This is a genomic window from Streptomyces taklimakanensis (assembly GCF_009709575.1).
Lineage (GTDB): Bacteria > Actinomycetota > Actinomycetes > Streptomycetales > Streptomycetaceae > Streptomyces > Streptomyces taklimakanensis.
Genome location: NZ_WIXO01000001.1, coordinates 3,003,800 through 3,017,368 on the forward strand (window position 1 = coordinate 3,003,800; position 13,569 = coordinate 3,017,368).

Consider the following 13,569-nt stretch of genomic DNA (forward strand, 5'->3'; position numbering starts at 1 on the left):
CTCCACCGCGGCGCGGGACCGCGGAGCACCGACGCTCCCCGTCACCAGTCGGCGGCCGCCCGCAACAGCCACTCGTGCGCCCGCGCGATGTGCGGCTGCGCCAGCGAACCGGGGCGTACCGCGAGGAAGTAGGTGCGCAACGGGGGCACGAGCGGGTCGAACAGGGCGACGACCCGGCCACGGTCCAGCGCCTCCCGGCACACGTAGCGCGGCAGCACCGCCATCCCCGCCCCCGCCGCGACGCACTCCAGCACCGCCCTCAGGTCGGGCACGACGATCACGCCGGAGCGACGCGGGGGCGGTTCCTCGAAGACCGTGGACCAGTAGCGGGTCAGCAGCGGAAGACCCTCGTGGACGCAGACCACCGGCACGCCCTCCAACGCGGCCGGCCCCCTGGCCCGTACCGCGTCCGGTCCGCCGGTCCGGTCGGCCCAGTGTTCCGCGGCGACCAGCACCTTCTCCTCGTCGCACAGGGGAGTGGCGGTCAGCAGCGGGCCGCGCGGCCGGGAGGGGAGGATCGCCAGGTCGTGCCGGCCGTCCGCCAACCCCTGCAGGCTCTCCTCCGAGGAGCAGAACGCGGCGCGGATCGCGAGTCCCTGGCGAACCAGCGGTACGAGGGCCGGCATGGCCCGTAAGGAGGTGAACTCCGGCGGGCCGGTGAGGTGGAGGGCGCGGGTGGGGGCGGCGGGGTCCAGGTCGCCGCGGGCGATCTCCTGGAGGGCGTCCAGGTGCGGGGCCACCTTGTGGGCCAGTTCGTCACCGACGCCGGTGGGGGTGACGCCGCGGGCGCCGCGCAGGAACAGCGGACGCCCCACCTGCCGCTCCAGCGAGCGGATCTGGCCGGTGACGGCGGGTTGGGAGAGCCCGAGCAGCGCGGCGGCACGGGTGAACGAACCGGCCCGGTGCACGGCGAGGAAGGTGCGCAGCAGGGCCAGATCCATGTCTCGGCTCCCTCCCGTCGGCGTCGACCGCCCCTTCCGCAGTGCTTCCCGCGGATACGGGACGTGATGAACGATAAGCGGGGTGATGGGTGGGTGTCGATATGGTGATTGGACAATGACACTCGGTCAACTAGCCTTGACCTTGCGCATTCCACGCGCGTCGCACGGGCGGCTTGAGACACGAGGGGGGAGTCTCAAGCCGCCCGCGTTTCCCGCTCGACGAGGGGCGGTACGGGCCGGCGAGGCGCCACACGGACGGCGCGGACGGACGGTGTTCAGCCGTTCCGCGCCCCGGGTCGGTCGCGCCCGCCGGTGGCGTCCAAGGCGGCGTCCAAGGCGGTGTCCAGAGCGGCGTGCAGGTCGGCCACGAGATCGGCCGCGTCCTCCACGCCCACCGACAACCGCACGAAGCCCTCCGGCACGTCGTCCCCGCCCCAGCGGCCCCGCCGCTCGGCGGTCGAGCGCACCCCGCCGAAGCTGGTCGCGTCGCCCACCAGACGCAGCGCGGCCAGGAACCGCTCGGCGAACTCCTTGTCGGGCAGGGTGAAGGACACCACGCAGCCGAAGCGCCGCATCTGCCGCGCCGCCGTCCCGTGCGCCGGGTCGTCCGGCAGCCCCGGGTGTCGGACGTCGCTCACCTCGCCGCGTCCGCGCAGCGCCTCGGCGACGGCGATGGCGTTGGCGGCCTGTCGGGCGGTGCGCAACTCCAACGTGGCCAACGACCGGTGGGCGAGCCAGGACTCCAGCGGTCCGGGAATCGCCCCGACGGTCTTGCGCCACGACCGCACCGGCGCCGCCAGTTCCTCGCTCCGGCACGTCACGTACCCCAACAGCACGTCGCCGTGGCCGGTCAGCGCCTTGGTGCCGCTGGCCACCGAGTAGTCCGCCCCCAGCTCCAGGGGGCGCTGCCCCAGCGGAGTGGCCAGGGTGTTGTCCACGGCGACCAGCGCACCGCGCTCGTGGGCCGCGTCGGCCAGACGCCGGATGTCGCACACGTCCAGTCCGGGGTTGGAGGGCGTCTCCAGCCACAGCAGCGACGCGCCGTCCAGCGCGTCCAACTGCGCGTCCCCGCCGGTGGGAGCCGTGCGGACCTCCACTCCCCAGCCCTCCAGACGCTCGCGCGTCGGGACCAGCAGGTTGTAGCCGTCCGACGGCAGGACGACCACGTCACCGGGCTTCGCCCGGGACAGCAACACCGCGGAGATCGCCGCCATGCCGGAGGCGAAGACGGTGGTGCGCGCCGTCTCGTCGCCGGGTGCCTCCAACTCGCTGATGGCGCGCTCCAGAGCCGTCCAGGTGGGGTTGTTGTCGCGGCCGTAGGTGTAGGGGGCGTGCGCCGGATCGCCGGGCAGGTGGTAGTGCGCGGCCAGGACGGGGCCGGGCATCGGCGGCGCGTACGGCTCCTCCGCCGGCAGTCCGGCCCGCACCACCCGGGTGCCGTCGCCGTCCCGCGCGCCCCGCGCGACCTCCGTGCGCTGTGTGCTCCGCGCGTCCTGCGCGTTCCTCGCGTCCGTCATGCGCCGCTCTCCTCCCGGCTCCCCCCGTCGTCGTACGGCCCCGAGCGTACGTGGTGCTCCACCGGCTCAGCCCAGCGCGGCCCGCGCCGCCGTACCGCAGCGGGTCCCGTAGCCGGGCCCGAAGAGCACGGCGTGCACCAGCAGGTGCTGGAGCTGGTGGAGCGGAAGCCGGGAGCGGCGACCGGGCACCGGACGAACCTCCTCGTAGGCGGAGAGCAGCCGCTCCAGGTGCGGGCAGCCGAACAGCTCCAACACCGCCAGGTCCGTCTCGGGGTGGCCGCCCTGGGCCGACGGGTCGATCAGACGGGCCCGGCCGTCGGCCGCCCAGAGCACGTTGCCCGACCACAGGTCGCCGTGGACGACGGCGGGCGGTTGCGGTGGCCCGGACAGGCCCGTGCCGTCCGCCGGGTCCGCGGACAGCTCCTCGCACAACCGCTCCACGTCGCGGGCGTCCCGACCGCCGATCCCACCGGCGTCCACGGCCCGCCGCAGCAGGGGCAGCAGGCGGTGGCGGGCGTGGAAGGCGGGCCAGCCCTCCTCCCGCGAAGGCGCCCGCCGATCCGGTGGGGCTTTGGGCGAGGACGGGGCGGGCGGCGAGGGCAGGGGCACCGAGCCCAGGAAGACGGGAGGGCCGGAAGGACGGCCGGGAAAACGACCGGGAAAACGGTCGGGAAAACGGTTGGAAAGGGCACCTCCCCAGGCCGGGGCCCGCACCGTGTGCATGGCGGCCAGCTCCCGGCCGAGCCGTTCGGCCTGCGCGGCGCTCGGCGGGCCCGGCTCGACCCACTCCAGCACCAACACGTCCTCCTCGGCGGCGAGCACGGTGGGCACGGCCGGCGCCCCGGTGGCGGCCAACAGCTCCAGACCGGCGGCTTCGGCGGCGAAGAAGCCCTCGGGGGCGTCGGGGAGGGCCTTGGCGAAGACGGCCCGGCCACCGGGCAGGACGATCCGGTACGCGTCGCAGATGTCACCGCCGCTCACCGGACGCACGTCGACGGGTCGGGCGCCGGGCCCGTTCCCGTGTCCCATCAGGGCCGCGACCCGGGCGGCCACCCGGTCCGCCGCGCCGGACGCCCCGGCGGCACCCCGTACGGATCCGCCGTCCGTCACCGCGACACCGTCCCGTCCAGTGCCGCCCGTACCTCCTCCAACAGTCCCGACACGGCCTCCTCGACCAGGCCCAGGCACTCCTCGAAGCCCTCCGGGCCGCCGTAGTACGGGTCGGGGACGTCCAGGTCGCAGCCCTCGCCGCCCGCGTCGGGGGCGTACGACCGCAGCAGACGCACCTTCGCCGCGTGCTCCGGCCCGGGGGCCATCGCCCGCAGCCTCCGCAGGTGCCCCCCGTCCAGGGCGACCACCAGGTCCAGCCGCTCGAACCACTCGCGCCGGAACTGCCGGGCGACGTGCTCCTGCGCGTACCCGGCCGCCGCCAGCACCGCGACGGTGCGGGGATCGGCGCCGTCCCCCGCGTGCCAGCCGTCGGTTCCCGCGCTGTCGACCTCCACCGCGTCCGCCAGCCCGGCCTCCTCGACCCGGGCGCGGAAGACGACCTCCGCCATGGGGGAGCGACAGATGTTGCCGGTGCAGACGAAGCAGACGCGGTACGGCGGGCGGGTGCCCGGGGCACCGGGGGCGTCGGGGGACTCCGGGGTGTCGGACGTGGAAGTGCGCATGTCCCCATCATCACGGAGCCGCCCCGGGGCTCGGAACGGACCGTCCCGAGCCCCGGACCCGCGCCACCGTTTCGCTCGCGTTCGCCGGTCAGTCGCCGTCGGGCAGCAGCATGTTCACCGCCCACGACACGATGGAGATGACCAGGCCGCCGAGCACCGCCGTCCAGAAGCCGTCCACGTGGAAGGCCAGGTCGGCCAGTCCGGCCAACCAGGAGGTGAGCAGCAGCATCAGCGCGTTCACCACGAGGGCGAACAGGCCGAGCGTGAGGATCATCACCGGGAAGGAGAGCAGTTTCGCGATCGGCTTGACCACGAGGTTGACGAGACCGAAGATCAGCGCGACGAGAACCAGCGTGAGGGTCTTCTCGCCGGTGTCACCGCCGGCGAGCGTGATGTCGTCCAACAGCCACACGGCCACGGCCAGGGCCACCGCGTTGGCGATCGTCTTGACGAGGAAGTTCACCATGCCCGGGATCGTTTCAGAAACGGGTCCGACCGCATACCGTCGAGGGGTCCGGAAACCATGAAGGTGTCGCGATGAAGGCGTTCCGACTGGAGGAGCTGGAGGCCGAGAGGCTCGCCAACGACGGCGCGTACCTGCAGTTCCTGCGCGAACGCAACATGTCCGTCGGCCTGTACGCCCTCGACAGCGGGCAGCTCGACCCGCAGCAGCCGCACGGCCAGGACGAGGTGTACTTCGTCGCCAGCGGGCGGGCGCTGATCACCGTGGGCGACGAGACCACGCAGGTGGCGCGCGGCAGTGTCGTCTACGTCCCGGCCGGGGTGCCGCACAGGTTCCACCACATCACCGAGGACCTTCGGGTGCTGGTGGTCTTCTCTCCCCCGGAAGGGTGACGACGGCCTCGGGGGTTCCGTAGGGGGCGGTTCAGGGAAGGACCGGGGCCGGGGCACCTCCCGGCACGGCGTCTCCCCGCCTAGCATCGGATGCGCAAGGATCGTGGAACGCCCCGACGAGGGCTCGCCACACCGGTACGAGGAAGCGGGTACGGGCATGGATCTCAAGAGGACCTTCGCGGCGCTGCCGTGGTGGGTGAAGTGGGTCGCGATCCCGCTCGTCGCGCTCTTCGTCTTCGGCGGCCTGATCGCCAACATCGTCGGCTTCATCGTGGGCCTGCTGTTCAAGGTGCTGCTGTTCGTCGCGCTGGTCGGCGGCCTGGTGTACGTGGTGCGGAAGTTCATCTCGTCGGGCACCTGACGCACGGAAGCCACGGACCGGCCCGACCCACGAGGACGCCCGCCGCACCCCGCGCCGTACGCGCGGACGTACGGCGGGCACCGCACGTCGGCACCGCATCACCGTCACGTCACCGCCGGGCCCGCCGCCGACCCCGCGAGCCCGAACCGGAGCGGCCCCGACGGACCCGACCGCCGGCCCCCTCGCCGCCACCGGCCGAACCGGCGCCACGGTCGGACGCGCCACCGCCGGACGCGCCGCGGTCGGCGATCGCCACCAGCGCCGCCAGCGCCGTCGTCACCGGCACCGAGGCCACCAGACCGATCGAACCGACCAGCGTCCGCACGATCTCCTCGGCCACCAGCTCGCTGCCGGCCACCTGCGCCATCCCGTCCTCGGCCACCGAGAACAGCAGCAACAGCGGCAGCGCGGCTCCCGCGTACGCCAGCACCAGCGTGTTGACCACCGACGCGATGTGGTCGCGCCCGATGCGCATCGCCGCGCCGTACAGCTTCCGCCAGCTCGCCCCCGGATCGGCCTGCCGCAGCTCCCACACCGCCGAGGTCTGCGTCACCGTCACGTCGTCCAGCACGCCCAGCGAGCCGATCAGCACCCCGGCCAGCAGCAGACCCTGGATCTCGATGTCCGGGTAGAGGGTGTGCACCAGACCGGTCTGGTCGTCGGTGTTGCCCGTCAGCGCCGCCCAGGCGATGAACACCGAGCCCAGCAGCCCGATCAGCAACAGCGACACCAGTGTGCCCAGGACCGCCACCGAGGTGCGGGCGTTGACGCCGTGGCACAGGTACAGCGTCGCCAGCATGATCGTGCTGCCCCCGACCACCGCGACCAGCAGCGGATCGGAGCCCTGCAGGATCGCGGGCAGGATGAACAGCGTCAGCACCCCGAAGCTCACCACCAGCCCCACCAGTGCCAGCACCCCGCGCAGCCGTCCGACGACCACCACAGCCAGCGCGAACAGGGCACCCAGCGCCACCATCGGCACGCCGCGCCGCACGTCCACCACGCTGTACTGCAGCTCGCGCGGGGCCTGCGGCGCGTACGCCACCACCACCCCCTGACCCGCCGACAGGCGCCGGGTGGCGTCCGGAGTGACGATCTCGGGGAAGGTGTGGCCCGCGTCCTCGCCCTCGGTGACCTCGACGGTCGCCCGCAGACAGCTGCCACCGCCCTCCTCTCCCCCGGCGCCGTCCGTGCCACCCGCACCGGCGGCGCCCGACGCGCCCTCCGAACCGCCCGACTCCGAGCCGAGCGACGGCCCGCCGGCGGCACCCACCTCCGCGCAGTCCACCTCCTCGACGGCGGTGACCCGCGCGTCGAACGTCCGGCGGTCGAAGCCGACGCCGCTGTTCCCCTCGCCGTCCGGCGTCCCACCCGGCCACAGCGCCACCAGGCCGGTCAGCACCACCACGGCGAACGGCACCAGGACCGCCGCTATGACCCGGCGCAGCCGTGCCGACACGGGGGCGGGAGGGCCGTGGTGGTGCCCGTGACCGTGCCCCGAGCCGTGTCCCGAGCCGTGCCCCGGGCCATGGCCGTGTTCGGAGCCGTGTTCACGCGGCGGCCGGGGCACCGAGCCGTGGACGGACGGCGCCGGCGGCGTCGAGGGAGCCCGGGAAGGAGTCCGGGAAGGCGGCTGAAGAGGGGGCTGGGGAGGGGGCTGGGGAGGGGAGGAGTCCACGGCCCGATCATCGCAGGGGCCGGCGAGGGGCACCCTGGCGCATGGCCGGTGTCAGCCGTTAGCGTAGGGGCGCTTCGCACACCGCGGGAGCTCCGAGCACGGGGCTGAGAGGGCGCTGACCTCCGTGGACATTCCACGGAAACGGCTGCGTCGACCGCCGAACCTGTTACCGGGTAATGCCGGCGTAGGGAGTTGGGTCTCATGACCACGCAGGATGCACGCACGCCCGAAAACACCTCCGACGACGCGCGGCCGCGCGAGATCGGCTGGCACAAGGGCTATCTGAGCGGCTCGCGCCCCGACATCCGGGTGCCCGTCCGCCGAGTGCACCTCACCAACGGCCGGGACGTGACGTTGTACGACACCTCCGGCCCGTACACCGATCCGAACATCGACACCGACGTCCGCCGCGGGCTGGCACCGCTGCGGGAGAACTGGATCATCGCCAGGGGCGACACCGAGGAGTACGCGGGCCGCGAGGTGCGGCCCGAGGACGACGGCATCAAACACACCTCGCCGCGCGGCGGCCTGCGCAACCTCGACGCCGTCTTCCCCGGCCGCCCCCGCCTGCCGCGCCGGGGACGCGGCGGCACCACCGCCGTCACGCAACTCGCGTACGCCAAGCGGGGCGAGATCACCCCCGAGATGGAGTTCGTCGCGGTGCGCGAGGGCTGTACGCCCGAGCACGTCCGCGACGAGATCGCCGCGGGCCGCGCCGTCCTCCCGGCGAACGTCAACCACCCGGAGTCCGAGCCGATGATCATCGGCAAGAACTTCCTGGTGAAGGTGAACGCCAACATCGGCAACTCCGCCGTCACCTCCTCCATCGAGGAGGAGGTGGAGAAGATGACGTGGGCCACCCGCTGGGGCGCCGACACCGTCATGGACCTCTCCACCGGCCGCAACATCCACACCACCCGCGAGTGGGTGCTGCGCAACTCCCCCGTCCCCATCGGCACCGTCCCCCTCTACCAGGCGTTGGAGAAGGTCGACGGCAAGGCCGAGGAACTGACCTGGGAGATCTACAAGGACACCGTCATCGAGCAGTGCGAGCAGGGCGTGGACTACATGACCGTCCACGCCGGCGTCCTGCTGCGCTACGTCCCGCTGACCGCCCGCCGCAAGACGGGCATCGTCTCGCGCGGCGGCTCGATCATGGCGGCCTGGTGCCTGGCCCACCACAAGGAGAGCTTCCTCTACACCCACTTCGAGGAGCTCTGCGAGATCCTGCGCGCCTACGACGTCACCTTCTCCCTCGGCGACGGGCTGCGGCCGGGCTCCATCGCGGACGCCAACGACGAGGCCCAGTTCGCCGAGTTGCGCACGCTGGGCGAGCTGAACCGGCTCGCCAAGTCGCACGACGTGCAGACGATGATCGAGGGACCGGGCCACGTCCCGATGCACAAGATCAAGGAGAACGTCGACCTCCAGCAGGAGATCTGCGACGAGGCCCCCTTCTACACCCTCGGCCCGCTCACCACCGACATCGCCCCGGCGTACGACCACATCACCTCCGGCATCGGCGCGGCGATGATCGCCTGGTGGGGCACGGCGATGCTCTGCTACGTCACGCCCAAGGAGCACCTGGGCCTGCCGGACCGCGACGACGTCAAGACCGGCGTGATCACCTACAAGATCGCCGCCCACGCCGCGGACCTGGCCAAGGGCCACCCCGGCGCCCAGGAGTGGGACGACGCCCTCTCCGACGCCCGTTTCGAGTTCCGGTGGGAGGACCAGTTCAACCTGGCCCTCGATCCGGACACGGCCCGCGCCTACCACGACGAGACGCTCCCGGCCGAACCGGCGAAGACGGCGCACTTCTGCTCGATGTGCGGACCGAAATTCTGTTCGATGAAGATTAGTAAAAGCATCATGGAGGACTATGGGGATTCCATGGAGCTGACCAGCGACGAAGAGCGTGAAGCCGTCGCCGGCATGGCCGAGAAGTCCAAGGAGTTCGCGGAGGCGGGCAACCGCGTCTACCTCCCGATCGCCGACTGATCCCTTCCTGTCCGCGACTGTGAGCGGCCTCGGTGCCCCGGGGCCGCTCACCCATGTGACGACGCGCGGGGAACGGCCGTCACCGCTTGGTCTCGTCGTGGTTCCTTCTCCCTGGGTACGGTCGGGCTGATGTCCGCTGCGTGCCGTCGTCTGCCTCGGCGGCGCGCGGCTGAGGGTCACGACCTTGGGGAGTTGGTTCGGCATGCCGTCCGACGCTGCGCGGGAGACGGAAGAGGGGTTCACCTCGGAGGGGGCCGCCCGGGTGATGGCTGCGGCCTGCCGGTCGGCCGGGCTCGACAGCGGCGGCGCGCGGTTGATCCGCCTCGGTGAGAACGCCCTCTTCCGGCTGGCGGCGCACCCGGTGATCGTGCGCATCGCCCGGTCGACCGACTACCTGCCCTCGGTGCGCAGAGAGGTGGCGGTCTCGCGCTGGCTGGCCGAGGAGGGCTTCCCGGCCGCGCGGACCGTGGACGACCTCGAACAGCCGGTGGTCGTCGCCGGCCGCCCGGTGACCTTCTGGCACCTGGTCGAGGAGGGCGACCGGAAACCCACCTACGGGGAGCTGGGCGGCCTGCTGCGGGACCTGCACGCGATGCGGCTCCCCGCGGGCCTGGAGCTGCCTGCCTACGACGCCTTCGGCCGTACCGACCTGCGGGTCGAGAAGGCGACGGGGATACCGGAGGACGACCGGGAGTTCCTGCGCAAGCGGGGCCGCGAGCTCCGCGACCGGCTGGCGGAGCTGCACTTCGACTCCCCCCGGGGACCGGTCCACGGTGATGCTCACGTGCAGAACCTCATGGTGGACTCCGGCGGCCGGGCGCTCCTGATCGACTTCGAGGGGTTCAGCCACGACCATCCGGAGTGGGACCTGATGGTCACCGCCACCGAGCACCACAGCCTGGGGTGGCAGACGGCGGAGCAGTACGCGGCGTTCGTCGGTGCGTACGGCCGGGACCTGCGGGACTGGGAGGGCTTCCCGGTCCTGCGCGGCATCCAGGAGTTCCACATGACGACCTGGCTCATGCAGAACATCGCCGAGGGGCCCGCGGTGGCCGAGGAGTACGCGCGGCGCATCGCGTCCCTGCGGGACGACGACGCGCCCCGGAACTGGCAGCCGGGCTGACCGGCCGCCCGCCCTTGGTCGGCCTACTCCTCGTCCAGCTCGGCCAGGGCGTCGCGCACCTGCTCGTTGAAGCGCTGGACGGCGGGGTTCTGGGCGTGTGCGGACACCTCGCGCTGGAAGTCGGTGACGTACCGCACGAAGCGGGCCGACTGGAGCGCGTCCCCGTTCTCGACGGCCAGCGTCGCCGTGCCGAGTGCTGCTTCCAGTTCGCCGTTGAGCAGCTGGCTCTGCGCGAGCACCATCCGGCAGAACCCGAGTGTGCGGGCGTATCTGGGGTCGGTGATGGCGACGGCGCGTTCGGCGAAGCGCACGGCCTCGGCGCCCTGGCCCAGGTCGCGGAAGCAGTGGCAGAACTCCCCGTACAGCTCGGCCTCGTCCATGTAGGACAGCCAGTCGGGGTCGTCGGCGGTGTCGGCGCGCTCGAAGTACCGTTCGGCCTCGTTCATGGCGCGGGCCGCCGCCGTGCGGTCCTGCGCGGTGGACAGGGCGCGGGCCTCGTGGGCGGCGAACAGGGCCATGGCGCGCGGTGTGGCCCGTCCCCGGCCGCCTTCGAGCGATGCGCGGGCGAGCTGGACGGCGCGGGGTGCCTGGCCGAGGTAGTTGGCCTGGTGGCTCATGTTGGTGAGGATGCGGGCGCCCATCATCCGGTCGTCGATGACCTGGGTGAGCCGCAGGGTGGCGATCATGTAGCGGTTGGCCAGGGTGTGGTTGCCGGTGTCGTACGCGGTCCACGCGAGAAGCTGCGCGATCTCGGTCGCGGCCTCGAAGAGGGCCTTGCCCACACGCTCGCTGTAGCTGGCTTTGAGCAGCGGCAGGACGTCCTCGCGGAAGTAGTGGCGCAACGCCTTGTGGCCGTGCCCGCCCCCGAACTTGAAGTCGAGGTGCATGAACATCTCCGCGGCCGTCCGCATGGCGGCCACGTCCCGCATGCCGACACGGCGGACGCCGGGGGTGTCGGTGGCGAGTCCGTCCGAGCGGGAGACCAGCCACGACAGGACGGCCGAGTTGACGTCGCCCTCGGGTAACAGGTCCGCGCCACTCCGGCCGTCCTCGGGGCGGAGCCGGGTGAGGGTGTCCAGGTGGCCGAGGGCTTCGGGCAGCGAGCGTGCGTAGGCGGCGCCGCCGGCGGACACGGCCGGTGCCGTCCCGGGGAATCCGAGATCCGACGGCGTGATCCTCCGCCCCAGCTTCTGACTCAGCGCTTCCGCCAGGAACACGGCCGTCTGCGGCTGGATGCCGCCCCCGTCCAGCCAGCGCTGAACGGAAACGTGAGTGGTCCCGAGGTGCACGCCCCGCCGCGCGGCGATGTCCTTCACGCGCCTGGCGAGTCCCTTGTTCGAGGCTCCGGCCTCGGCCATGACGGCGGCCAGCCGGTGATTCGGTTCCCTGTGCATGCTCCCTGCCCTCCCGAGAAGGCGTCAGACGCTCATCGTTGCACGGGAAATCCCCCGCTGGTCAGGGGGTTCACTGATGAACCCCCCGCCCCTGCGTGAACCCCCGGGTGTGCACACGGACCCTTCGGCGATCACTCCCACCTGCGTGAAAACCGTCTTTGACTGTTCTCTCACGACGGCGGGGCGCCGCTTCCGCCGATGGCTCGAAGGGGCACGCCATGGAGACGCGCACAGCAGTACATGAGCCGTTCCTGCGGACTGCGGGCCGCACCCCCCTGGAGCCCGCGTCGCTCTCGGCGGCCGAACGCTTCCGCGCGGTCGTGCTCGACGCGAACTCTCCGGACACCGCGCGCATCGCCCGCCGTACGGCGGCGGAAGTGCTCCGGGACTGGGGGCTGTGCCACCTGGTGGACAACGTGACGCTGTGCGTCTCGGAACTGGTGGGCAACGCCGTGCACCACGCGATCCCGGACGGCTGGCAGGACGGGCTCGGTGGGGAAAGGCATCTCTCCGTCGCCTTCCGGGCCTGGCCGAAGTGGCTGTTCGTGGAGGTGTGCGACCAGGACTCCACACCGCCGATGCTGCCGGTCGGGGACCTCCTCACCCCGCTGTCCTCCGCCGCCTCACCCGAGATGACGCTGCCGGACAACGGGCGCGGACTGCTCATCGTCCAGAACCTCTCCGACGCGACCTGGTGGGCGCCTCGGGACACCGGCGGCAAGAGCGTCTTCTGCCGCTTCGACCTGAACGGCGGGGCCGGCTGATGACCCGCTCCCACAGACTCCGCAGGCGCCGCAGGCAGCCGGGCCCCGATGCGTGCTCACGGGTCCGGGCGGCGTCCTCGGGGACCGCGCCGGAGACCGACCGGCCTTGCTCCGGGGCGGTGGGCGGCTTCCCGCCGGACGGGTTCCCCACTCGTCCCCGGGGAGCCGCCCGACACGGCACACAACAACACGGATCAGAAGGGATACGGATGCTGGCAGCGCTAGTACGCCGGGGCGACCTGGTCAAGACACGACAAGGGCGGTGGCAGGAGGTCAAGGCCGTACGCAGGCAGCCGCACGGCTCCGGCGGCCCGACCGTGACCCTCATCTTCACGAGCGGTCCGGCCCTGCGGCTCCGCGCGGGCGAGAACGTGCCGGCGTGGCGGGCTTGTCAGGGGACGCACCGATGAGCGTCCGGTCACGGATGCAGTTCGTGCACTGGTCGCTGAGCATCGACCCGGACGACGGCACCCCGGCCTACGAAGCGGCGTGCACGACGTGCGACGCCACCTCGGGACCGTCCGCCGACAAGAGGACCCCTGAGCTGTGGTGCCTGCGCCACGCGGGCCGCACCGGCCACACCGGCTTCCGGGCCACCATCACCACCCTCTTCCGCGCCGCACCGCTGGAGGGCCCCCGGCCCCCCTGAGCCGGAGCGGAACCGCACCACCACAGACGACAACCGGGCCACCCCCTCAACCCTGGCAGGCCAGGGGTGGCCCGGCGGAGATCCCGGAGGACCCCGGTGCCGATGGTACCGGGGCACTTCGGCGTGCCCTTCACCAACTCGGTCTCAGAGCAGCGCAGTTCAGGCGACTACTTGGGAGAGGAGCACGAGCCGATGCACGACCCGGGGGAGACGGGCTTCACGAGCGACGGGCTCGACCTTGACGCGACGCTGTGGGTCCGCGGCGTCGACTACCTGTCGGGCTGGCGGGAAGCGACGGACGCCGCGCGGGCCCTGGCTGATGCACTCGAAACTGCGGGCGTGAAAGCGGCAGACATACAGCTCCGAGCGGACACCGACCCGGACGGCTCCGGAGTCGTCACCCTGAAGTGTTCTCCCGAGGTAGCCCGGAGGGTAGCCGGGCTGGTGGGGTAGCGGGGCACGCTGCTGGCTATGAGCTTGGGAATCACCGCGCGATCAACCCTGCATCGCGTCCCTGACCTGCGCGGGAACTCCCACGAACCCCACCGCGCGGCACGCCGAAGTAACCGTTGCTGACCGCCTCTCTCCGTCCGTTCTGGCACGCATCTGGCAC

The 13,569-nt window shown here is 72.3% G+C and carries 14 protein-coding genes; 7 read left to right on the top strand and 7 right to left on the bottom strand.

Translation table 11 applies throughout. From position 1 onward, the window contains the following. Positions 1–41: 41 nt before the first annotated feature. The 5 genes from F0L17_RS13105 to F0L17_RS13125 all read right to left on the bottom strand — a co-directional run bounded on the left by F0L17_RS13105 (position 42) and on the right by F0L17_RS13125 (position 4,597). Entirely contained in the window at positions 42–941 is a 900-nt protein-coding gene (locus F0L17_RS13105; RefSeq protein ID WP_155071216.1) for a LysR family transcriptional regulator, read from the bottom strand. Between the two features lie 275 nt (positions 942–1,216). Then, a complete protein-coding gene (locus F0L17_RS13110) occupies positions 1,217–2,458 on the bottom strand; it encodes a cystathionine gamma-lyase (protein WP_155071217.1) in 1,242 nt (413 codons plus the stop codon). 66 nt (positions 2,459–2,524) lie between these two features. Beyond that, a complete protein-coding gene (locus F0L17_RS13115; protein ID WP_338018070.1) occupies positions 2,525–3,568 on the bottom strand; it encodes a fructosamine kinase family protein in 1,044 nt (347 codons plus the stop codon). Beyond that, positions 3,565–4,131 (bottom strand): low molecular weight protein-tyrosine-phosphatase, encoded by a 567-nt coding sequence (locus F0L17_RS13120; RefSeq protein WP_155071218.1) that lies wholly within the window; start codon positions 4,129–4,131, stop codon positions 3,565–3,567. Before F0L17_RS13120 ends, F0L17_RS13115 begins: the two co-directional genes overlap by 4 nt. 88 nt (positions 4,132–4,219) lie before the next feature. Next, the gene (locus F0L17_RS13125) at positions 4,220–4,597 is read right to left on the bottom strand and encodes a phage holin family protein (protein ID WP_155071219.1); all 378 of its coding nucleotides are present in this window, start codon (positions 4,595–4,597) and stop codon (positions 4,220–4,222) included. A gap of 71 nt (positions 4,598–4,668) precedes the next feature. Between F0L17_RS13125 and F0L17_RS13130 the strand changes: the two genes are divergently transcribed. Both F0L17_RS13130 and F0L17_RS13135 read left to right on the top strand, forming a co-directional pair. Next, a complete protein-coding gene (locus F0L17_RS13130) occupies positions 4,669–4,986 on the top strand; it encodes a cupin domain-containing protein (protein WP_155071220.1) in 318 nt (105 codons plus the stop codon). A gap of 157 nt (positions 4,987–5,143) precedes the next feature. Next, on the top strand, positions 5,144–5,347 hold the full coding sequence (locus F0L17_RS13135) for a DUF5326 family protein (RefSeq protein ID WP_155071221.1): 204 nt from the start codon (positions 5,144–5,146) through the stop codon (positions 5,345–5,347). 109 nt (positions 5,348–5,456) lie between these two features. Here the strand turns inward: F0L17_RS13135 and F0L17_RS13140 are convergent, their stop codons facing one another. Beyond that, complete coding sequence (locus F0L17_RS13140; RefSeq protein ID WP_162466146.1) at positions 5,457–7,058, bottom strand: YibE/F family protein; 1,602 nt, start codon at positions 7,056–7,058, stop codon at positions 5,457–5,459. Positions 7,059–7,226: 168 nt separating this feature from the next. Here F0L17_RS13140 and thiC point away from each other — a divergent pair, with 168 nt between their 5' ends. Together thiC and F0L17_RS13150 are read left to right on the top strand one after the other, a co-directional pair. Further along, positions 7,227–9,026, top strand: coding sequence for a phosphomethylpyrimidine synthase ThiC (thiC, locus tag F0L17_RS13145; protein ID WP_155071222.1), 1,800 nt, complete (start codon positions 7,227–7,229; stop codon positions 9,024–9,026). Between the two features lie 202 nt (positions 9,027–9,228). Continuing rightward, entirely contained in the window at positions 9,229–10,149 is a 921-nt protein-coding gene (locus F0L17_RS13150; RefSeq protein WP_155071223.1) for a phosphotransferase enzyme family protein, read from the top strand. A gap of 23 nt (positions 10,150–10,172) precedes the next feature. Here F0L17_RS13150 and F0L17_RS13155 read toward each other — a convergent pair whose 3' ends face one another. After that, positions 10,173–11,543: an NsdA family TPR-like regulatory protein gene (locus F0L17_RS13155; RefSeq protein ID WP_155071224.1), complete on the bottom strand. Its 1,371-nt coding sequence runs from the start codon at positions 11,541–11,543 to the stop codon at positions 10,173–10,175. 218 nt (positions 11,544–11,761) lie between these two features. On the opposite strand from F0L17_RS13155, the gene F0L17_RS13160 reads away from it, so the two are divergent. The 3 genes from F0L17_RS13160 to F0L17_RS13170 all read left to right on the top strand — a co-directional run bounded on the left by F0L17_RS13160 (position 11,762) and on the right by F0L17_RS13170 (position 13,409). Beyond that, positions 11,762–12,307: an ATP-binding protein gene (locus tag F0L17_RS13160; protein ID WP_155071225.1), complete on the top strand. Its 546-nt coding sequence runs from the start codon at positions 11,762–11,764 to the stop codon at positions 12,305–12,307. 406 nt (positions 12,308–12,713) lie between these two features. Then, the gene (locus tag F0L17_RS13165; protein WP_155071226.1) at positions 12,714–12,956 is read left to right on the top strand and encodes a DUF7848 domain-containing protein; all 243 of its coding nucleotides are present in this window, start codon (positions 12,714–12,716) and stop codon (positions 12,954–12,956) included. A gap of 123 nt (positions 12,957–13,079) precedes the next feature. Next, positions 13,080–13,409: a hypothetical protein gene (locus F0L17_RS13170; RefSeq protein WP_338018072.1), complete on the top strand. Its 330-nt coding sequence runs from the start codon at positions 13,080–13,082 to the stop codon at positions 13,407–13,409. Positions 13,410–13,569 lie beyond the last annotated feature (160 nt).

Coding starts and splice junctions, on each gene's coding strand:
- thiC (WP_155071222.1), top strand. CDS start 7,227: ATGACCACGCAGGATGCACGCACGCCCGAAAACACCTCCGACGACGCG.
- F0L17_RS13150 (WP_155071223.1), top strand. CDS start 9,229: ATGCCGTCCGACGCTGCGCGGGAGACGGAAGAGGGGTTCACCTCGGAG.
- F0L17_RS13105 (WP_155071216.1), bottom strand. CDS start 941: ATGGATCTGGCCCTGCTGCGCACCTTCCTCGCCGTGCACCGGGCCGGT.
- F0L17_RS13160 (WP_155071225.1), top strand. CDS start 11,762: ATGGAGACGCGCACAGCAGTACATGAGCCGTTCCTGCGGACTGCGGGC.
- F0L17_RS13135 (WP_155071221.1), top strand. CDS start 5,144: ATGGATCTCAAGAGGACCTTCGCGGCGCTGCCGTGGTGGGTGAAGTGG.
- F0L17_RS13130 (WP_155071220.1), top strand. CDS start 4,669: ATGAAGGCGTTCCGACTGGAGGAGCTGGAGGCCGAGAGGCTCGCCAAC.
- F0L17_RS13110 (WP_155071217.1), bottom strand. CDS start 2,458: ATGACGGACGCGAGGAACGCGCAGGACGCGCGGAGCACACAGCGCACG.
- F0L17_RS13120 (WP_155071218.1), bottom strand. CDS start 4,131: ATGCGCACTTCCACGTCCGACACCCCGGAGTCCCCCGACGCCCCCGGT.
- F0L17_RS13165 (WP_155071226.1), top strand. CDS start 12,714: ATGAGCGTCCGGTCACGGATGCAGTTCGTGCACTGGTCGCTGAGCATC.
- F0L17_RS13125 (WP_155071219.1), bottom strand. CDS start 4,597: ATGGTGAACTTCCTCGTCAAGACGATCGCCAACGCGGTGGCCCTGGCC.
- F0L17_RS13155 (WP_155071224.1), bottom strand. CDS start 11,543: ATGCACAGGGAACCGAATCACCGGCTGGCCGCCGTCATGGCCGAGGCC.